This is a genomic window from Candidatus Phytoplasma asiaticum, from assembly GCF_015100165.3.
In the GTDB taxonomy this organism is placed as follows: domain Bacteria; phylum Bacillota_I; class Bacilli_A; order Acholeplasmatales; family Acholeplasmataceae; genus Phytoplasma; species Phytoplasma citri.
On the sequence record NZ_CP097206.1, the window covers coordinates 538,355 to 559,681 of the forward strand.

The following is a 21,327-nucleotide window of genomic DNA, read 5'->3' on the forward strand; positions in this document are numbered from 1 at the left end:
AAAACAAATGAATATATATAAAATAATAAAAATTAAAAAAAAGTAACAATATCAAGATCTGTTAAAGTATCAAAACGATCAAATATAATATGAGTATTTTTATCAAAAGAATCTTTTTTTAAAAAATCCAAGTTTAAAGGCCAATGTTTATATTTTAAAGTCAAAAATACCCGATAGAAAATTTTTTTCTTTATAATTTGAAAATAACGTTTAGCTATAGAAGGACCTAAAACAGTTATATCAATTGACAAATTGTTTTTCAAAATAATCTTAATTTTATTAGCTATATCTTGCACTTTCATAATACTCGGATGCATAATTAAAATTTTACTAATCAACATAAAAGGAGGATAATTATTAATTTGGCGTTCTCGCAAAATTTTTTCATAAAAAAATTCAAAATTATTATTTACAATAGAATCTAAAATATAATTATTAGTATTATAAGTTTGTATTATAATACGAGATTTTTTAGGCATATTATATATTAATTGTACTAAAATTTGAAAAGATTTTTCTGAGGCTGTAAAATGATTTATATTTAATAATGAATCAAATAAAACAATTCCTAATAAATTCGTTGGCCAAGAAAGACCATTTTTAATTATCATAGTAGTACCTAAACAAATATCTATTTTATTATTATTTAAATTAGATATAATATTTTCATACTCTTTCATATTAAAATTTCGAATATTATCTGAATCTATACAATAAATACAAGATTCAGGTATTTTTTGTTTTAAAAAATTTTCAATAGATAAAATACCTGAAAACATACTAGAAATAGTTTTTTGTTGGCATAAATAGCAATGTTCGGAAAATTCCTCTTTGTAACCACAACAAGAACATTTTAATATTTTAGGATCAATATAATAATGTAAAATACAACCACAATTAGAGCATTTAGGAATATAACCACAATGCAAACACAAAACCAAACGTGAAAAACCTTTAATATTAACAAATAATAAACTTTTTAATTTTAATTTAGTATTTTCAATTAATAATTCGGTTAAAGCAAAAGATAAAGGTGATATATTACCTTCTTGTAATTCTTTTTTCATATCAATTAATTGAATATCATATTTATTTTGGGTATTTTGTAAATTTAACCAAATATATTCACCTAATATTTTAGCTCGATAATAACTTGTTAATGATGGTGATAAACTGGATAAAATCAATGGTATTCGATTATAATTAGCTCTTATTTGAGCTAATTCTCTCACATCATAATAAGGCATTTTTATTTTTTCAATAAAAGATTCATGATGCTCATCATCTATTATAATAATCCCTAAATTTATAAAAGGAGAAAAAATAGCAATATTATTTCCTATTATCAAATCCACATTTAATTGTTTTAATTTAGAATTTTTAAAATTATTTTTAATACCACCATGATTAACAAATATCTTAATATCAGGAAATTGTATTTTGATCTTTCTAACTAAATGTTCAATTAAAATTATTTCAGGAACCAAAATAAGAATTTGTTTTTTTTTAACTAAATTTTCTTGAATTAATTTATAATAGATTTTTAATTTATCAGATTCTAAAGAATAAATTAATAAATAAGTTTTATATTGATCTAGTAAAAATTTATTAAAAATATTTTGTTGCTGCCTGGTTAAAGAAATTTTTAACATTTCTTGTTTATCTGGGGAACTTGTTTGATAATTTAAATTAAAAGAATTATTTTGTATTATTTCTTGAGAAATTAAAGATTTAATATGATCATAAGATAATTGAGAAAGTTCTTTTCTAGGAACAATAGACATTGCAATAATTTTTTCTCTTTTTAATTTTCTTAAAAGAGAAATCTGAAAATTATTTTTAACATTTAACAAAAATTTTTTATCGATTAAATACTTTTCCAATTCCGATGGTACCAAATTAGATTTTAAAATAGAAATTTTACGAACATAAGAAGTTAATAAATCTTTAGGCAAAACCGTTCTATAAACAGAAATTTTGGAATTAAAGGGAACTTTTAGCAATTCATCAATTAATAAAAAAAATTCTTGATTTAGAAAAGGTACTAAATCAAGAACTTCTATTATTTCTTTATTAGCAAATATACTATTTTCTTTAATAGAAAGAACATAACCTAAACGTACAGTACTTCTAAAAGGAATAATAACTCTAGTACCTGCTTGGACTAAATTTCTCATTTTTTCAGGAATAATATAATCAAAAGATGAAAAAGAAGAATTTAATGATAAATCAATTAACACTTCAGCAAACATATAAAATAGCCTCTAATAATTTAAAACTTGAATATATAAATTTTCAAAATCATAATTATATAAAAAAGATAATCTATTGATCAGTAATTTTATTTATTTAATTTATTTAATAATTCTTCTATACGTTGGCCATGTAACAACTCATAATCATATTTAAATATTAAATCAGGAATATAACAAATTTTTTTTCTTATTTTAATGGCTAATTCTTTACGAATAACTTTTTTATTTTCTTCTAAAGTATTTTTTGCTAAATTTAAAATTTCAGGTTTTTTATCGATAATAGTATAAAAAATTTTAGCTAAAGAAAAATCTTTATTAAGTTTAACATCTGTAATACTAATAAAACCTATTTGGGAATTTTGTATTACTCTATTAACAATACTTACTAATTCTCTATGAATAATACTAGACATTCTTCCTACTATTAAATTATTCATTAACTACTTCCTCCATTCGAGACGCCTCTATTATATCATCTATTTGAAAATCATTAAAATCCTTAAATACAATACCGCATTCGCTATCTTTTTTAGCACAATCAATATTATTTTTTAAATGTTTTAAAGAAATAATTTTTCCTTGATAAATTATTTTTTGTTGACGTTTCACTTGAACAGAAGCTTCGTTATAAATGACACCATTTATAACTCGACAGCCGGCTATATTATTTTTATCACTTCTATAAAAAACTTGAATAATAACAGCTTTTCCTGTAAATTTAAGTTTTAAAATAGGCTTGGACAAAGTTTTTAATTTTTTAGCAATATCTTCGACTAAATGATATAAAATTTGGTAATTTCTTATTTCTACTTTTAAACTATCAGCTAATTTTATTATATTACGATCTACTAAATTATTAAAATTAATAATAATAGCTTGAAAAGTATTAGCTAACATAATATCATTCTCTGTTATCGCTCCAGTAGCCATTTTAATAAAATTAATTTTAACACCATGAAAATTTAAATTTTTCAATGATTCTGTTATAACCTCAATCATACCTTGTGTATCTGTTTTTAAAACAAAATTCAATACTGAATGGGACAAATTTTCTTGTAATAAATCTTCCATAAAATTTTGTTCTACATTTTGTTTAATTTCTTGATGTTTTTGTGCTTGAAATTTTTGTTGTCTTATTTCTATAATATGTTTGGCTATTTTTTCATTAGTCGCAACTATCAATAAATCACCGGCTTGAGGAATTTTTTTAAAACCATAAATAACTGCAGGTTGTGATGGAAAAACTTTTTGAATATTTTCTTTAATATCATTTTCTAAAGATCTAATTTTGCCATAAGCATGACCAGCAACAACAATATCTCCAATTTTTAAAACTCCTTGATTAACAATAACAGTAGCCGCAGAACCTTTATTTTTGATTAAACTAGCCTCTAAAACTGTTCCTAGAACATTTTGTTTATAACTAATGATTCTAGGATGTTTATCATTTACTAACAAAATAGTTTTTAATAAATTATCAATACCTTGAGCTTTTAATGCAGAAATCTCTATATAAAAAGTATCTCCGCCCCATTCTTTAGGAATCAAATTATATTCAGACAATTCTGACATGATACGTTCTTTTTGATTAGGAATTTTATCTATTTTATTAAGAGCTATAATGATATCAACATTAGCTTTTTGAGCATGTGAAACAGATTCTAAAGTTTGGGCTTGAACACCATCATCACAAGCTACCACCAAAACACAAATATCGGTTATTTGAGCTCCTCTACTACGCATTTGAGTAAAAGCTTCATGACCAGGACTATCTATAAAAGTAATTTTTCGATTATTATAAACAACTTCGTAAGCACCTATTTTTTGAGTAATACCGCCAACTTCCTGATCAACCAAACGTGTTTTACGAATTACATCTAACAAAGTGGTTTTACCATGATCTACATGACCCATTATTGTCACAATAGGAGAACGCTTTATTAAATTTTCTATTGGTGTTTTATTAATTATATTCTCTTCATTAACTATAAAATCATCAATAATATTAATATTCAACTTTAAACCTAATAATTCAATCAAATCTCTTGTTAAAGATTGATTTTTTTTGCATTTTATTCCTAATTTTCCGAGTGTCCCGATTAAAAATTTTTCGGAAAAATTCCAAATTTCAGCTAACTCCCTAATAGTATGATCAGAATTATAAACATAATCACTTATCAACGAAATACTTGATTTATCATCATTTTGATGATCTTCTTGTTTCTTTTTATTTTGCATATAAATTATTTTTTTCTCCCCCTAGATTTATATTTAACGAATTTTTAATATATATTAACTATATATCTATAAGTTGACAATAAAAAGATAATTTAAAAATTTTATCAGTAAATAAAATAAATAAAATTATTAATTAGTTTGAATTTCGATTTGCCATTGAGTAACTTGCATCGCTAACTTAAGATTTTGTCCTAATTTACCAATAGCTAAAGCTACTTGATCATCTGCTACAGAAACTAAAGCAATTTTTTGTTCAAAATCTAAATTTACAATTTGAATAATTTTAGCAGGTTTTAAAGCGTTAATAATTAATTTTTCTATATCTAAACTCCATTTAAATAAATCTATTTTTTCACCTCTTAAAATGTTTAAAATATTTTTAATTCTATAACCTTTTTCACCAACACAAGCACCGATAGGGTCTATTTTTTTATCATGAGAAGATAATCCGACTTTAACTCGACTAGAAGGAATACGAGCAATAGCCATAATTTGAACAAGACCATCTCGAATTTCCGGAATAAAATATTTTAATAATTCAACAACAAATTGATTATTAATACGACTAACACAAATTTGAAGATGTTTAGGCGTATTATTGCGAACTTCTGTAATTAAAACAAAAATTTTTTCACCAATATTAAAATGATCATTCAACATTAAATCTTTTTTAAAAATACAAGTTTTAAAATTTTTATCTAACATCAAAATAAAAAATTTAAATTTTTCTTCAATTACTTCCGCAATCATTAACTTATTTTCATATTGTTTAAAAAAATTAAACATATTTTCTCTTTGAAATTTCAATAATTCTTCATTAAATTTATTTTTAAAGTCACGACTACCATAAAAATTAAAATCTTGTTTAGGATCTACTTCAATTTCTAAAATTTCACCTACTTTAATAGAAGAATTAAGTTCTTTAGCTTTTTCTAAATAAACATAATCTTGTTCTTTCAATAAAGAAACATCACATTTTTCATCGACAACTATATATTGTTTATACAAGGTAATTTTATCATAATTTGACCCAAAACAAACTCTACATTTTTTGATTTGAAAAGTCTTTTTACAACCAGATATTAAAGCTTTCTCTAAAGCATTAGTAACTTGTTCACGAGTTATATCATATTCTTGAGCTATTTGATCAATATGTTTTAAAAAATTTTTATTTTGCAAACAGATTACCTCTTTCTTATCAAAAAATAATTTAGATTCTCAAATTATCTCATAATCTTTAAAATTAAAAAAGTGGTTATTTCGGAAAAACCACTTTAAAATAAAAAATTAAAATTTATAAATTCAATTATATATAAATATAAAATTAAATAACAGTATGAAAATTTATATTTATATTTAATAAACTAAAAAAATTTAATCATTTTTAATTTTTATAATTTTTTTCAAAAAAATATAGTATAACGTAGTTTATCATATTATATTAATTAAAAAACTAAAATAATATAAAATTTTAAATAAAATTTTTTAAAAATAAATAAATAATTAAATGGTACGGATAATGAGATTCGAACTCATAAGAGAAAATTTCTCACATGCCCCTCAAACATGCGCGTCTACCCATTCCGCCATATCCGCATTAGATATCTTTTTTGATAAAAAAGATATTTTAAAGATATTTAAATATAATAAAATTAATTTTCAACTAAAATTAAATAATAGTGTAAATGATCATTATTTATAATTTTATTAATCTCTACATCACTATAATTTTTAGATAAAAATTTTTCCAAACCTATCAAAGAAGAATGTTTTTCTAACTGTTGATCATAAAAAATAGTAACTAATTGAGTTGTTTTTGTAATCATTTTTTTTAATAATTCAATAATTAAAATGTCTAAATTATTATGTTTTTTAAAAAAAATAGAATCTACAAAAGCTTTAAATTCAAAAACGGAATTTTCTGATAAATTGTAATTTGGATTAAATAAAATTTTACCTACTAAATTATTTGTAATATTATCACTAATATTAAAAATATTTTCATCATAAGATAATGTTTCATCAAAAGAAACAAGAGCATTATAACCTTGAGCAATATTATTAGTGTTGATAACACTAATATTTAAATTAGCAAAACTTTTTGTAATTAAATCAATATTAGCTAATATTTCGGAATCATTAGGAAATAAAATCACATTATAACATTCAACCTGATTTAAAATTTCTTTGAAATTTTTCCAAAAAAAATCCCAGATAAATTTTCTATTTTCAATAATAATAATACGATCTACTTTAAAATCTTTTTTAAAAATATTATAAATCGTTTCATTAGGCACAATAGCTATCAAAATATAATTTTTTTGAACAATTTGTTTGTTATTATAATTTTTTTGTTGTTTAAGAAAATTTTTATTTTGTTCTTTCATATTATCAATTTTAGATTTAATTAAAAAACCGTATTTTAATAAATTTGTTAACACTAATCCAGGTTTATTAGTATGAATATGTATTTTAAGTAAATTTTCGTTAACTATAGCTATTAAAGAATTGCCAAATTTGCTCATTTTTTTACGAAATTTCAACAAATCAAATTCTTTTGAATTATATAAATTAACAACTAACTCTGTACAATAACAGTAAAGGATTTCTGAACAATTTATATAAGATGTTTTATTAATATTATTGTCATCAAAAACTTCAACTTCCTTAGAAATGATAAAATCGTTATAAAATTCCTTTAAAGAAATATTTGAATCTTTAAAACATAATAACATACCTTCAAAAAAATAAATTAAACCAGCTGCTCCGCTATCTACAACATTAGACTCTTTCAGAATAGGCAATAATTCAGGAGTTTTTGCTAAAGATTTTTTAGCATATTCAATAATTTTATTCAATAATTCTTCCATATTGTTAAAATTTTTTTGATTATTAATAGCTTCAATAGAATCACGTAACACTGTTAAAATGGTACCTTCTACAGGAAAAAAAATAGAAGAATAAGCTTGTCGATAGCCACTAATTAATGATTGAATAAATTCTTCTATATTAATAAAATTCTTCTTTAACTTAATTAACTTATTAGAAAATCCGCTAAAAAATTGCGACAAAATAACACCTGAATTACCTTTAGAATTCATAATCAAAGCATTAGCTAAAACACGAGAAACTTCAATAATAGAATTTTCATTTAACGAATAAATATGACGAATGCCTTCGGCCATAGTCATATACATATTAGTGCCTGTATCACCATCCGGAACAGGAAAAACATTTAAATTATTTATTTTTTGACAATTTTTTTTTAAATTAATAGTACCATTAATAACCATTTCTTTAAAAAGAAGACCATCTATTTTTTGTTCTGATATTGACATTATTCAAAATCCTTTTTCTTTAATCTGATAAAAAAATAAAAATCAGATCTTTTCGATTTACAAAAAAACAATTATTTTTGAAAAAATTAAAATTTATGCTTAAATTATAAATTTAAAAAAACTAATTATTTTTTAAGATTGAAATTTCCTAAAAATTCTCATTATCATCATTAACCTTTAAATTTTAATTTTTTTAAAATTTCCTAATAAAAATAAATTTAAATATTTAAAATTTTTACTCATTAAGAATAAAAATTTGAATTCTAAAATCTATATTTTAAAATTGTAACAAATTGTAACAAAATATTAACAGTAATATATTACAATAAATATATTTTTTTGTCTAAAAATTGTAAAATATCCTTTTTTTATGAATAATAAATAAATTATTTTTCATAACATATTAAAAAAATTGAAAAACTAATATAAAATTATTAATATCAGCTTTAAAATAATTTATTTTCTTATAATAAGCAATTTAATTTATTTTATTAAAAAGAATAAATAAAAATGAAAATATTTATATCTATAAAATAAATAAAAATTAAATTTAATTAAAAATTATAAAAAGTTAAAATGACATAAATAAAATAATAGAAATATATTACTAAAAAATAATTTTAAAAAGTGAGTTCAAATAATGGATTTAAAATTACTTAAAGATTTTCAAACATTTTTAAAAATTGAACGAAATTATTCATTATCAACAATAATCAATTATACTTCTGACTTAAAAGAATTTGTATTATTTTGTAATAAAACAAAAATAGATTTTAATATTAATGAATTAAAAAATGACAATTTATCTCGTCTATTTTTAATTCATTTAACTTCTAAAAAACATGCAAATGCAACTATTAAAAGAAAAATTTCTACCTTAAGAACCTTTTATAATTTTTTAAAAGATAAACATAGTGTTCAAACTAACATATTTAAATCTTTACCTAATATTAAATTAAATCACAAAATACCTAAAATTATTGAACCCCATAATATACAAAAATTACTAAATTCTATAAATATAAATGATAATATTACAAATTATCGAAATTATTTAATAATAGATTTACTTTATAGTTGTGGTTTAAGAGCACAAGAACTAGTTAATTTAACTATCAAAAATATAAATCTTTTGACTAATCAAATCTTAATTAATGGTAAAGGTTCCAAAGATAGATATATACCTTTACATAGAAAACTTTCCAGTATGTTAAAAAAATACATAAATCATATAAGACCTAAATTTATTAATAAGAAAAATAACAAAGGAATATTATTTTTAATTACTAATCAATATGGCAATAAAATCACTACTAAAGGTATAAGTTATATTATCCAAAAAATCTGTTTAAAAAATAAATATAAAGGAAAAATATCACCACATATGTTTAGGCATGCTTTTGCCACTGTTTTGCTCAATAATGGAGCAGACTTAAGAATAGTACAAGAATTATTAGGGCATAATCATTTGAAAACAACTCAAATTTATACTTATATATCTGATAATGAATTACATAGAAAGTTTTTTTATTATAACAATATAATAAATGATAAAATGAAAAAAAATAAAAATTAAATTATTTATCATTTATCATCAAAAAGAAAGAGAAAAAATAAATAAATGTCCAATGAAAGTTTTTTTGAAGTAGTAAGTTATTACAAAAAAAATAATATTCAAATACCGAAAAGACAAACTCAATATAGTGCAGGATATGATTTAGCATCTGCTATAGAAACAAAAATTTTACCACAACAACTAGCAATAATACCAACAGGATTAAAAGTGTTTTTGCCTTCCAATCAAGTTTTACTAATTTATTCTAGATCTTCTTTATTTATAAAAAAAAAATTAATGTTAACAAATAATGTAGGAGTAATAGATAGCGATTATTATAATAATTCCGAAAATGAAGGACATATTCTAATCTCGTTATACAATTTTTCGAATCAAACAGTTATTATCAATAAAAACGAAAGAATCGCCCAAGGAATATTTCAAAATTTTTTACTTGTTCAAAATGATAATAATGAAAATAAAATTAGAAAAAATGGTTTCGGTAGTACTAAATAAATTTAACTAAAACAATTGCCAAAAAATATAAAATATGTTAAAATGTTAAGGTTAATAAAAAAAAATACGATTGGAAATTAGGGATCAAAACCAAATAAAAATAATACCCTTTTTTAATATAAAATTTTAATAAATCAAAAAATTACAAATTTAATAAAGGAATAACATAAAAAAATATGGGTAGTGTAACAAATATTAAACAATTATTAGAGGCCGGAATACATTTCGGACATTCAGCAAAAAAAACACATTATAAAGCTAAAAAATATCTTTTTTGCTTAAAAAATGATGGAGTTCCTACAGTAAGAAATAAAATTCATATTATAAATTTAAAAAAAACTGTAGAACATATAGATATCGCTTATAAAAAAATTGTAGAAATAGTTTCTTCAGGTGGCAAAATTCTTTTTTTAGGAACTAAAAAACAAATACAAGATATTATAAAAACAGAAGCTCAAAGAGCACAACAATATTATATTAATCAACGTTGGTTAGGCGGTATATTTACTAATTTTAGCACTATTAACCAAAGAATTAACTATTTAATAAACCTTTATAAAGAAGAAGAAGAAGGGTTATGGAATCATTTAACTAAAAAAGAAATAGCAAAATTAACTCAAAAAAGAAATAAATTAGAGAAAATTTTAGGTGGTATTAAAAATATGAATAAACTACCCCAAGCTATTATTATTATAGATACACAAAAAGATTCTATAGCTATTGCAGAATCCAAAAAATTAAATATTACTATTTTCGGTATTATAGATAGCAATTGTGATCCGGATTTAGTGGATTATGTTATTCCTGCGAATAATGATGCTATTAAAGGGGTTAAATTAATAACTTCTATTTTAGCTAATGCTGCTTTAGAAGGTATAAAATCCGCAAATCAAAAAAATGAATTGAGTAAAAATATTTCTAACCAAGACAAAAATATTTCTAACCAAGACAAAAATATTTCTAACCAAGACAAAAATATTTCTAACCAAGACAAAAATATTTCTAACCAAGACAAAAATATTTTTAACCAAGAAAAAAATATTTCTAACCAAAAAGAATAACATTATAAATTTTAAAAATAATATTCTTAACATTAATACAAGAAAATAAAAAAATAATTTCTTGTAATACTTTATACAAATTAATAATATATAAAAAATAAAATAAAAGAGCTTAATTAAAAATATGAAACCTGAAATGATAGAAAAAGTTAAAAAATTAAGAGAAATTACTAATTTTAGTATACTTGATTGCGCAAAAGCTTTAACAAAAACTCAAGGCAATATAGAAGAAGCTATTAAATTATTAAATGAAGAAAAACATATAGAATATCCTGAATTTTTTAAAGAACCTTTGTTAGAAGGCGCTACTCATGTAGCATTTAAGGAAAATAAAGCTGTAATTTTTGAAATAAACATAAAAACAGATTTTGCATCTAAAAATATAAAATTTATAGAATTAATAAAAAATATAGAACAAATTTTGTTACAAGCTCCTAATAATATTCAAAACTTAAATGATTTTTTAAATTATAATTTTCAAGGAAAAACGGTAAAACAAATAATAAGTCAAAAAATGACTCTTTTTCAAGAACAAATAAGATTAAAACGAATACAAGTGATTTATAAAAAAAACGAAGAAAGTTTTGGTCATTATATACATCAAAATGGTAAAATTTCAACCTTAATACATATAACTAAACCTTGTCAAAATGTCGAAAAACATTTGCCTATTCATATTACAGAATCAAATCCTCAATCAAAAGAGATTTTATTACAACAAAATATGTACAATAATTCTAAAATTAAAGTTCAAAAATATTTACAAAAAAACAATACAGATATTATTATGTTTTATCGTTTTGCTTTAAATGATTAAAAATATATCTAAAAAAATTTATTTTAATACACTAATTAATATTAAATAATAAATTTTCAAATTTTCAAAAAATACTTAATAAAAATTTATCAATTTACATAAATATATAATTTTAGTCAAATAGGAGATTTTAATGTTAAGCAAAATTCTTTTAAAATTAAGTGGAGAAGCATTAAAAGGAGAAAAAGTAACTATTGATCCACAAAAAGTAAAAGAAATTGCTAAGGAAATTAAAGAAATTAAAGATTTAGGTGTACAAATTGTTATCATTATCGGCGCAGGTAATATTTGGAGAGGTATTACTGGACAAACTCTTGGAATGAAAAGAGATCAATCTGATTATATGGGGATGTTAGGGACTATTGTAAACGCTTTAGCTTTACAAGATGCTTTAGAAAATTTGAAAGTTGAAACTCGTGTAATGACATCTTTTCAAGTGCTTGCAGTAGCTGAACCTTATATCAAAAAAAGAGCTGATCATCATTTAAATAAACAACGTGTTATTATTTTAAGCGGAGGTATTGGGGTACCTTTTTTTTCTACAGATACTGCAGCCGCTTTAAGAGCTGCCGAATTAAGCATTAACATAATTTTAATGGCAAAAAATAATGTTAAAGGTGTGTATACTTCCGATCCTAAACATAATCAAAAAGCAATTTTTTTAGAAAAAATAGAGCATAAAGAAATTATATCGCAAAGATTAAATGTTATGGATATTACAGCTGTTTCTTTATGTTGGGAAAATCAAATAGATATTATAGTGTTCGATATGAATCAAAAAGGTAATATTAAGAAAATAATTTTAAAAGAAAAAATAGGAACTTTAATTACTTCTAAGGAGAATTAAAATGCAAGATTATAATAATCAAATAGAAATTATACTAAATGAAATTAATGAAAAAATGAAATCTCAAATTAAAATTATGAATGAAAAATTCAAATATATAAGAACAGGAATAGCTAATCCACAAATATTAGATCAAGTATATATCAATTATTATAACCAAATGCAACCTTTAAGACATTTTAGTTCTATTTATGTTTATGAAGGTAATCAATTGCATATAAAACCATTTGATAACAATTTGATAGAAAGTATTAACACAGCTATTTTAAAATTAAACATAGGTATTAATCCGAAAACTGAAAATAACATTATCAAATTAATTTTTCCCAAACCTTCTGAAGAGCAACGTATTAAATTGACTCAAAAAATTAAAAAAACTGCTGAGGAAGCTAAAATTGGTATTCGAAATATCAGAAGACAAAATAAAGATAAAATTAAAAAAATAAAAGTTAATAAAGACTTAGAAACACAAATACTTCAAAAAGTACAAATGATTCATGATAAATTTATCCAATCAATAGACGAATTAACTCATAAAAAAAACAAAGAATTGTTAAATTATTAATAATAATTGTATAAATAAAATTTATATGAAAATTAATGAAAAAAAAATATCTATAGGAATTAAAATACTCACAATAACCACTATATGGTTAATTATTTTAACATATATAGACCAAAAAAACGATACTAATTTTTTATTTTACAATTGTGTTTTATCACTTATAACTTTTATATATTTATCTTTTCGAGAAGTCATTAAACAATTTAAAATTCCAGAAATTCAAAAAAAAACAATAATAACTCAAAATAGACAAAATATTTTAAATATATTATTTTTTTATATATTTAATTTTATTTATGGATTTTATTTAATAAAGATAATTTTAAATCATTTATATAATAATCAAATCATTAAAATAACACATAATTCTATCTTATTACACAGCTACATAAAAAAAATTTTTTATTTAGAAAAAACAAATTTAACAAATAACGATTCAATAATCTTGTTTATCTTTTTTGCGATTATTTTTCTTTTATATATTTCTTTTATAAATAAAAAAAATTTAAAAACAAAACAATTAAGTTTCATGTTGCATTATCTTTTAATAATACAAGGATTATATTATTTTGTATTTAATGATAATAATTATAATAATTTGATTATAATAACTATTTTTTTATGCATTAATTTAATATATAATTATTTACCATATAATAAAAATAATGACTATTCATTGTATAACGAATTATTTAAACATATGGCAATTTTTATATATATTTTATTAGGTAGCATTTCTATATTCACTTTGATCTTGATTAACAAAAAAATACTTTTATATTTATTTATTATTTCTGTTTCCAATGATAGTTTTGCATTTTTAGGAGGTTATTTTTGGGGAAAAAAACTTTTATGTCCTGATATTAGCCCAAAAAAAACTAAAGAAGGATTTTGGTTCGGAATATTATTTACTGTTATAATTATTAACATTATTTTTAATTATTTAACTAAAACCTCATTTAAAACATCATTTTTAATTGTTTTCTTGATATTGACCATAATAAATAGTATAATAGCCCAAATAGGAGATCTTATAGTTTCAAAATTTAAAAGAAATTTAAAAATTAAAGATTTTGGCACAATAATTCCGGAACATGGAGGATTATTAGATCGCTTTGATTCAATTTTATTTTTATCTATTTTTATGATTTTAATAATAATTAATCCATTTTCAGAAATCATTAATCCTTTATTATTAATATAGGATGGGAGGGATAGATTATTTCGCATTTCAATAACTAAATTTTGCTATCTCTTATAAAGAGATTTTTACAATCTAAACCGTTCCAATCATCCGGATTTTTTTCCAAAAGTGACCTTCTTACGCAGAATAATTTTATGAAACCACTGGTTAATTTTTAATTATTATCGTTCTTTATTTTATTAAAATTAAATTATTTAAAATATCATTGTTTAGTTAACAAATTGACGTTATCATGACAAGATAATTTAGCTACGCTATTTAATTACAATTGTTATTTGTCTGCAATTCATGTCTTTCTTTAAAAAAATTACTGATTAAAATAATCCTACATTTCTCTAACATTAATCTGAAATTTTTTGCAATATTATTCAAACTCAGATACAAGAAACATTAATTATCGAACCTTAATCTTCTTTAGTATTTCTTTTTTTGTTATCTTTTCCTGATTATAGAAATTTTAGTATTTTAGTTTTATTTTTGCAAAGTATATTTGATAATACGGATAGATTAATTTCGTTTTATGCAGCGATTTGTATTTGCTGTTTTATTTACAATCAGCCCCCGTCCAAACCGGACAAGCAAGTTTCCAAGCATTCGGCTTTCCATAATTTACTCTCTTGCGAGAACTAATTTCCCCTTGCGGTTAATTAGTTATTTATTCTTATCGTTCGTATTCTCTCTGATATCATGCATTTGTTGATTTGTCACTTTTCGATGACAGTCTTTACACAATACCTTTGTTCTTTTATTCATGACACTATGGCGGCTCACATCGCGAACTGTACCAATGTGGTGAATTTGGAGTTGAGTTGTTTTATCGCAGTTCTCACAACGTTCCGCTTTTAGGCGGTCATTTAGATTTGTACGACCCTGGAATAAAAATCTATTGATGGTAATATCAGGGTTTCCCTTGTATTTACGCATTTTTTTGATTTTGTCCCAAGAGTAGACAACCCATGGTTCATATTGGGTTTTCCTTTTATTGAGATAAGGAATAGCCCAAGTTGAAACTATATTAAGTTTCTTTCGAACTCTGGCAATCGATGTTTTCCATTTTCTTGCCAGTGTCTTCAAACAGCTATCTTCAGCTAGATAATTTAGATGGGTTAAAAAACCGAGATTGTTAGTCAAACAAAAGTATTGGATAATTCCTTTAACAATTGTTTGATAGGTCCGGATTATTTCTAATTCGTCTCTATCCGCTAAAGCTTCATCACATGTTTCACCTTCCCCTTTTTTAACCAATTGTATTCATATCCATATTCTTCAGCTTTCGCTTGAGGAATTTGGATTTGAACTTTACCGTTTAAGGAATTCTTAGTGGTTTTCCTTTCGCATGTTTTATTGGCGGGGTTTACCTTAATCATGTAGGATAAAAACCTTGTTCCTTTGTTGGCTTTAACAATCTTTGACTTATCCTTACTGATCGTAAGTTTCAAATCTTGTTCTAGCCATTGCGTTACTTGATTCTTAATCCCTTCGGCTTTGTCATACTCGCCTTTAACGCCAATGATAAAATCATCATCGTAACGGATGTATTCAACTCTTGTCTTTGGGTTTAGATTGATGAAGCTATCAATCCCCAGTTGATGGTGTTGGTTTTTAGACCATGCCTTCCCATATTCTGGGCTCTTCTTCCAAATTGGCTTTCCTTCTTTAATTAGTTCATCCATTTTAAGATCGATGTAATGTAAATATACATTCGCCAACAAGGGAGAAATGATTCCTCCTTGAGGATAACCTGATAAAGATTCGTATTTGACCCCATCTTTCATGAAGCCGACTTTTAACCATTTGTTAATGGTTGAGAGGACTTTATTCTTTCTGATGAACCGATTTAAGGTTCGCATGAGAATTTCATGATTGATAGTATCGAAGTAACCTTTTAAGTCAATTTTGATAATATAGTCAATCCCTTTAAATCTTTATTTAACACGTTTAATAGCGTCATGGCAAGATTTTTTGGTTCTAAATCCAAAATTCCATTCTGAAAAGATATTTTCAAAATAAGGAGTTAAGAGTTGTTCCAGGCATTTTTGGATCAACCGATCTTTAATGGTAGGTAGCCCTAAGGGTCTAGTTCTTTTATTATCGCTAGGAATAAGAATTCTTTTAACTGGTTTGGGGTTATAACCATTATTGACATATTCCTGATGGTATCTTTCTAGTCTTTCTAGATTAATCCCATCGATGGTTTCATTATCAATACCCGGTGTTCCCGCCCCTTTGTTAGTAGCAATTTTATTAAATGCTATTAACGTATTATAGAAGTTATTCATTCCTTGCTGAAGTTCTCTTTTTAAGGAGTGGCCATTTGCTGAACGATATTGAATTTTATCCAATGTTCCCGAAAGTTTAGTTTCTAGTGAAACAGTTGTTGACATAGTATATCAACTCCTTCCTTGATATACCATTGAATAAATAATAAATTACTTTCTTCTTTCGCCCTATAAGAGTAATTAACTCTTTTCTCGGTAAGCCGATTAACTAAATTATCCCAAATTTAGGTTTACCTTTACGACTACTAAAAAGATTCTTTATCCTTGACCATCAGGGCTTTTATTTCCGGATTAGTAAATTTAATTACTTAGTTTTAGGATTCTCCAAGTTACACTAAATTTCTACCTTGATTCCTTAGGGGAAGTATCCTCTTTCTGGAGAGCTGATTCCAGGTTTTCTTATGTGATAAACTACTCAATACCGAAGTTATATATTAGTAGGCTCTGGACTGTCCGTTTAAGCAACTTCCGAACAGGTTATACTATTACATCAATTTTCCTTCTTAGGCCATCTCAGGCTTGTCCATCGAATTATTCGGTGGCGGTATCTTCTTGACTAATTTGCTTTCGTCGCAACCCACTTTTATGGTCTGCTATAATTTGACATTCTTTCGCATGTCAAACCGACCATCTCCATTCAGAGTTTATCGGCTCTGGCTATTGGTTAATTTAGGCCTCTTTTGGCGCCCACTTCTAAGTATTCAAAATATCAAGTTTTTTGAATATTTAGAGAATTTACATTTATCCCTTTTTGTTAGTATTTTTTACAATAAGTTTAGAAGAAAAAATTTATGATAAAAAAAGAAAGGATATTACTAACTGCAAACGAACCCCGCTAATATTATTAATTTGTTATCGTTAAAACACTTTGTAAAACATCCAAAAATCTTTCATGTAAAAATCGCCATTTTGGTATCCGAAATGGCTTTTTTAATATAATTAAACCGCATAAGAAATTAAATTAATGAAGTACTCGATATTAGAGACAATAAATTAATTCTACAAAATAATGATGGAGAATAAATCCCGTTTGGATCAAAAAAATGATGATTAATCAACAATTAACGACCACCATCATAACTAAATTTGAAATTTTTAAGTGTAAAATCAAATACCCATAAAGCATTAAATCGAATTTTGAAAATAATTTAATAAATTTTAATTATTTTTAATGATGAATCCCAATTAAAATTGTTTAATTAAACCGGATAAAGTTGAAGTTTGTTTAACAAATAAATAAGATATATCTTTTTAGTTTTTTTCTCAAGAGAAATAAATTTATTTACATTTATCATTTGTTTTGAAATCAGCCATAACTCGGTTAATATTAATTAAAAAGAATCATCTTAAACAAAATTAATTAAAAAAATAATAAAAGATTTAATCTATTTTTCGATTTATATCATTTTTTTAACTTATAATTATTTTTGATTATTTATTCCTAAGCTCAGATAATTGTATAAAGAAAATTAAGTTAAAAGTTAAAAAAAATGAATTTGTAAATTATTTTTTTTAGTAATTTCATAATTTATTTCTGAATATTTTTTTAAATTTTTCATCACTAAAGAAAAATTATCTTGAAAGTATTTTTAGTATGTTTCTTTACATTTTTTAATCTAATTTAATCATTAATATAAGCTAATTTAAGTTGTTATTTTTTGAATTTTAATAATTTAAATTTTTTTATTTTTTATAATCGAGATCAAAATAAAATATAAAAAAAGATTTTTTTTATTTCTTTTCAAAAAAATAAAAAAAGATCAACTAAAAAAATTGATCTATCATATTAACAGATTATTATTAATTTTAATATTTTGCAGGAAATAATACAAAAAGTGAAACCTAATATCTTAAAAACAAGATCAAAAATCTTGAAAATTGTATAAAATAATTAGCCTTATCCTTAATTAATCCAAAACATTTTAATTCTATTAAGTTTATTAAAAATAAAAAACACTTATAATATACGAAAAATTATATTCTTTGCAAATTCATTTTTTTTAAAGCACGAACAGATATAAACACTTTTTTAATTTTACCATTATCATCAATAATACGAATTTTTTGTAAATTAGCCTTCCATTTTCTTTTATTAGCATTCATAGCATGACTACGTTTATTACCGCATAAAATAGCTTTACCTGTTAAATAACATTTGGCCATTTAATATTTACTCCTTTTATTTTTTTATATAAATTAAATTAATAATAATAATTTTAACAATTTTTTAGTAAATTATTCAAATTAACTTATTAATAAACAATGTATCTATGAATTAAACAACAATAATAAATTAATTTTGTTTCAATAACAGAATTTTTTTGCGATATCAATTAATAAAAACGCCTCATCTAAACAAAATAAAAATAATTTTACTAATATAAATAGATTATTTACGTTTCAACAAACGGTTTTCTATTACAAACAATAACCGGAAAAGCAAATTTCCTTGCATTCATCTTAATATAATTTGCCTTGGTTAAAGACTTAATTCAATATTACCAATCATAGCTGTTTATTGATAATCATTCTTTGTTTCTTAGATTATTTAATATCAAATATTATTGAATAATGCTCTTGATGATGATAGTTCTAGCTAATAAGATATCGTGATTAAAAATAATTTATATCTTTTCTATAATCTCCAATCATAAATATTCCTGTTTTTTTATTCTGGTTTTTACTTTTTTTGGCTATTAGCTCAAACAAGAATTCCTTACCGATAGTTTTTATAATAATACGGATAGATTAATTGCGTTTTATGCAGCGATTTATCTTTGCTGTTTTATTTACAATCAGCCCCCGTCCAAACCGGACAAGCAAGTTTCCAAGCATCCGGCTTTCCCTAATTTACTCTCTCTCGAGAACTAATTTCCCCTCACGGTTGATTAGCTATTTAATTCTTATTGTTCTTGTTTTCTAATATCGTGTATTTGTTAATTGGTTATCTTCTGATGACAATATTGACACAATACTTTTGTTCTTTTATTCCTGACCCTGTGGCGATGCGCGTTACGAATCATCCCAATGTGATGAATTTGCAGTGGGGTTGTTTTGTCGCAGTTCTCACAACGTTCCGCTTTTAGACGGTTAGTTAAATTCGTACGACCTTGGAATATAAATCTATTAATGCTAATATCCGGATTTCCCTTATAATTACACATTTTTTTAATTCTGTCCCAAGAATAAACAACCCACGGTTCGTAATGGGTTTTTTCTTTATTAAGATAAGAAACACACCAAGTCAAACCTATCTTTGCATTTTTTCCGAACTCTGGCAATTGAAGTTTTCTGTTTCCTTGTCAGTATCTTCAAACAGCTATATTCAGCTAGATAATTTAAATAGGTCAACATAGCTAGATTGTTATTATTACATCAATTTTCCTTATTATGCCATTACAGGCTTCTCCATCGAATTATTCGGTAGCGGCATCATCTTGACTAATTTGCTTTTGTCGCAACCCGCTTTTATGGTTTGCTCTAATCTGACATTCTTTCGTTTATCGAACCAACCATATCCTTTCAGAATTTATCGGTCCCGGATATTGGTTAAATATCAGGAAATTTAGGCCTCTTTGGCGACCTATCCGAAGTAATGAATATTGAAATGTTAGTAATATTATAAATTATTAAATAATTTATCTTTTATTTTCTTAGAGAATTGATAAATCTCAACAACAAAACAACAAAATCTAGAAATAAATGAATTAAAATTATGTGAAAAGAAAAAGCCAAAGCCCACTCATACTGTTTATCTAAACGTTTTTTAATTAAACATTCTACTGCAGCAAAATTTCTAGACAACTCTAAAGAACCAATCAAAATGCTAACAATAGAAATTAAGAATCCTAAAAAACTATTGTTTATAAAAGCATTTATACTCACAAAAAACATTAACAAGATAGTTAATATAATTAGAAAAAATTTTAATTTATAATTAACTTTTACAACTCCTAAAGAATATAAAAGATTCATAAACACAAACAAAACACAAACACACATTAAAGCAAATGCCAAAATAAATAACAAACCCGAATAATTAATATTTACTAAACGAAAAAAGCTACCCATAAACATTCCTTGAAATAAGGCAGATAAAATAGAAACTTTTTTCAAACTATTATATTTAACAAAACCACTATAAAAAGCCAAACCCAAAATTATACCAAAAAAAGATAATATAGATATAGACAAAAAAGACACACTTAACTGAATAGGTACTGAAAAAATAGATAAAAAATAAAAATACGATAGACCACTAAATAAACTAATCATAAGCAAAAACAAAGTTTTAATAACAATGCCTAATCTAGTAGAATAATCACTTGTAAAATAATTATTTTTCATTTGAGTTTTAGAAACATTAATAATATTGGTTAAAATAAAATTTTTATCTCGTCTAATCATTTTAATAAATATTTAAAAAACCTTTCTATTTATTGTTTTATAATTAATTATTGTAAAAAAAATAACTCTTAAATATAATAATAACAAAATCAAAAAAAATTAACAATGAATTAAATTTACATAATTAACTAATTATTTTTAATATACGGATAGATTAATTGCGTTTTACTCAGCAATTTTATTTTCTATTTTTGCTATTTTATCTACAATCAGCCCCTGTCCAAAAGGTGTGAGCAAGTTTCCAA

Annotated in this window: 16 protein-coding genes, 1 tRNA gene and 1 pseudogene; 7 read left to right on the plus strand and 11 right to left on the minus strand. The window is 23.4% G+C overall.

Going from position 1 to position 21,327, the window contains the following annotated elements; genetic code table 11:
- Window positions 1-32 precede the first annotated feature (32 nt).
- The 6 genes from priA to H7686_RS02325 all read right to left on the minus strand — a co-directional run bounded on the left by priA (window position 33) and on the right by H7686_RS02325 (window position 7,831).
- Window positions 33-2,252 (minus strand): replication restart helicase PriA, encoded by a 2,220-nt coding sequence (gene priA, locus H7686_RS02300; protein WP_193621710.1) that lies wholly within the window; start codon window positions 2,250-2,252, stop codon window positions 33-35.
- Between the two features lie 89 nt (window positions 2,253-2,341).
- Window positions 2,342-2,692, minus strand: a complete 351-nt coding sequence (gene rbfA / locus H7686_RS02305) for a 30S ribosome-binding factor RbfA (RefSeq protein ID WP_193621709.1) — start codon at window positions 2,690-2,692, stop codon at window positions 2,342-2,344.
- Window positions 2,685-4,493, minus strand: coding sequence for a translation initiation factor IF-2 (gene infB, locus H7686_RS02310; protein WP_193621708.1), 1,809 nt, complete (start codon window positions 4,491-4,493; stop codon window positions 2,685-2,687). Before infB ends, rbfA begins: the two co-directional genes overlap by 8 nt.
- A gap of 129 nt (window positions 4,494-4,622) precedes the next feature.
- Complete coding sequence (gene nusA, locus H7686_RS02315; RefSeq protein WP_193621706.1) at window positions 4,623-5,672, minus strand: transcription termination factor NusA; 1,050 nt, start codon at window positions 5,670-5,672, stop codon at window positions 4,623-4,625.
- A 329-nt stretch (window positions 5,673-6,001) separates the two neighbouring features.
- Window positions 6,002-6,089 (minus strand) — tRNA-Leu (locus tag H7686_RS02320).
- Between the two features lie 56 nt (window positions 6,090-6,145).
- Window positions 6,146-7,831 (minus strand): DAK2 domain-containing protein, encoded by a 1,686-nt coding sequence (locus H7686_RS02325; protein ID WP_193621705.1) that lies wholly within the window; start codon window positions 7,829-7,831, stop codon window positions 6,146-6,148.
- Between the two features lie 640 nt (window positions 7,832-8,471).
- Between H7686_RS02325 and H7686_RS02330 the strand changes: the two genes are divergently transcribed.
- From H7686_RS02330 to H7686_RS02360, 7 genes are all read left to right on the plus strand, one after another.
- Complete coding sequence (locus tag H7686_RS02330) at window positions 8,472-9,407, plus strand: tyrosine-type recombinase/integrase (protein ID WP_193621703.1); 936 nt, start codon at window positions 8,472-8,474, stop codon at window positions 9,405-9,407.
- 45 nt (window positions 9,408-9,452) lie between these two features.
- The gene (dut, locus tag H7686_RS02335) at window positions 9,453-9,902 is read left to right on the plus strand and encodes a dUTP diphosphatase (RefSeq protein ID WP_193621702.1); all 450 of its coding nucleotides are present in this window, start codon (window positions 9,453-9,455) and stop codon (window positions 9,900-9,902) included.
- Between the two features lie 176 nt (window positions 9,903-10,078).
- Complete coding sequence (gene rpsB / locus H7686_RS02340; protein WP_193621700.1) at window positions 10,079-10,963, plus strand: 30S ribosomal protein S2; 885 nt, start codon at window positions 10,079-10,081, stop codon at window positions 10,961-10,963.
- A 124-nt stretch (window positions 10,964-11,087) separates the two neighbouring features.
- Window positions 11,088-11,780: a translation elongation factor Ts gene (tsf, locus tag H7686_RS02345; protein WP_193621699.1), complete on the plus strand. Its 693-nt coding sequence runs from the start codon at window positions 11,088-11,090 to the stop codon at window positions 11,778-11,780.
- A gap of 127 nt (window positions 11,781-11,907) precedes the next feature.
- Complete coding sequence (pyrH, locus tag H7686_RS02350) at window positions 11,908-12,627, plus strand: UMP kinase (RefSeq protein ID WP_193621765.1); 720 nt, start codon at window positions 11,908-11,910, stop codon at window positions 12,625-12,627.
- A 1-nt stretch (window position 12,628) separates the two neighbouring features.
- The gene (locus tag H7686_RS02355) at window positions 12,629-13,192 is read left to right on the plus strand and encodes a ribosome-recycling factor (protein ID WP_193621698.1); all 564 of its coding nucleotides are present in this window, start codon (window positions 12,629-12,631) and stop codon (window positions 13,190-13,192) included.
- A 25-nt stretch (window positions 13,193-13,217) separates the two neighbouring features.
- Window positions 13,218-14,396 carry a phosphatidate cytidylyltransferase gene (locus tag H7686_RS02360; protein WP_193621697.1) on the plus strand — a complete coding sequence of 393 codons (1,179 nt, stop codon included), beginning with the start codon at window positions 13,218-13,220 and terminating at the stop codon, window positions 14,394-14,396.
- Between the two features lie 651 nt (window positions 14,397-15,047).
- On the opposite strand, the pseudogene H7686_RS02365 reads toward H7686_RS02360, so the two are convergent.
- From H7686_RS02365 to H7686_RS02385, 5 genes and pseudogenes are all read right to left on the minus strand, one after another.
- Window positions 15,048-16,780: pseudogene (locus H7686_RS02365) on the minus strand (reverse transcriptase domain-containing protein).
- A 1,869-nt stretch (window positions 16,781-18,649) separates the two neighbouring features.
- Window positions 18,650-18,838: a 50S ribosomal protein L28 gene (gene rpmB / locus H7686_RS02370; RefSeq protein WP_193621696.1), complete on the minus strand. Its 189-nt coding sequence runs from the start codon at window positions 18,836-18,838 to the stop codon at window positions 18,650-18,652.
- 773 nt (window positions 18,839-19,611) lie between these two features.
- Entirely contained in the window at window positions 19,612-19,923 is a 312-nt protein-coding gene (locus H7686_RS02375; RefSeq protein WP_444517537.1) for a hypothetical protein, read from the minus strand.
- On the minus strand, window positions 19,898-20,029 hold the full coding sequence (locus H7686_RS02380; protein WP_444517538.1) for a hypothetical protein: 132 nt from the start codon (window positions 20,027-20,029) through the stop codon (window positions 19,898-19,900). Before H7686_RS02380 ends, H7686_RS02375 begins: the two co-directional genes overlap by 26 nt.
- A 291-nt stretch (window positions 20,030-20,320) precedes the next feature.
- Window positions 20,321-21,082, minus strand: a complete 762-nt coding sequence (locus tag H7686_RS02385) for a Bax inhibitor-1/YccA family membrane protein (protein WP_193621694.1) — start codon at window positions 21,080-21,082, stop codon at window positions 20,321-20,323.
- Window positions 21,083-21,327: the final 245 nt, after the last annotated feature.

Coding starts and splice junctions, on each gene's coding strand:
- H7686_RS02360 (WP_193621697.1), top strand. CDS start 13,218: ATGAAAATTAATGAAAAAAAAATATCTATAGGAATTAAAATACTCACA.
- rbfA (WP_193621709.1), bottom strand. CDS start 2,692: ATGAATAATTTAATAGTAGGAAGAATGTCTAGTATTATTCATAGAGAA.
- H7686_RS02330 (WP_193621703.1), top strand. CDS start 8,472: ATGGATTTAAAATTACTTAAAGATTTTCAAACATTTTTAAAAATTGAA.
- rpsB (WP_193621700.1), top strand. CDS start 10,079: ATGGGTAGTGTAACAAATATTAAACAATTATTAGAGGCCGGAATACAT.
- H7686_RS02355 (WP_193621698.1), top strand. CDS start 12,629: ATGCAAGATTATAATAATCAAATAGAAATTATACTAAATGAAATTAAT.
- rpmB (WP_193621696.1), bottom strand. CDS start 18,838: ATGGCCAAATGTTATTTAACAGGTAAAGCTATTTTATGCGGTAATAAA.
- dut (WP_193621702.1), top strand. CDS start 9,453: ATGTCCAATGAAAGTTTTTTTGAAGTAGTAAGTTATTACAAAAAAAAT.
- H7686_RS02385 (WP_193621694.1), bottom strand. CDS start 21,082: ATGATTAGACGAGATAAAAATTTTATTTTAACCAATATTATTAATGTT.
- H7686_RS02380 (WP_444517538.1), bottom strand. CDS start 20,029: ATGTTGACCTATTTAAATTATCTAGCTGAATATAGCTGTTTGAAGATA.
- tsf (WP_193621699.1), top strand. CDS start 11,088: ATGAAACCTGAAATGATAGAAAAAGTTAAAAAATTAAGAGAAATTACT.
- H7686_RS02325 (WP_193621705.1), bottom strand. CDS start 7,831: ATGTCAATATCAGAACAAAAAATAGATGGTCTTCTTTTTAAAGAAATG.
- infB (WP_193621708.1), bottom strand. CDS start 4,493: ATGCAAAATAAAAAGAAACAAGAAGATCATCAAAATGATGATAAATCA.
- priA (WP_193621710.1), bottom strand. CDS start 2,252: ATGTTTGCTGAAGTGTTAATTGATTTATCATTAAATTCTTCTTTTTCA.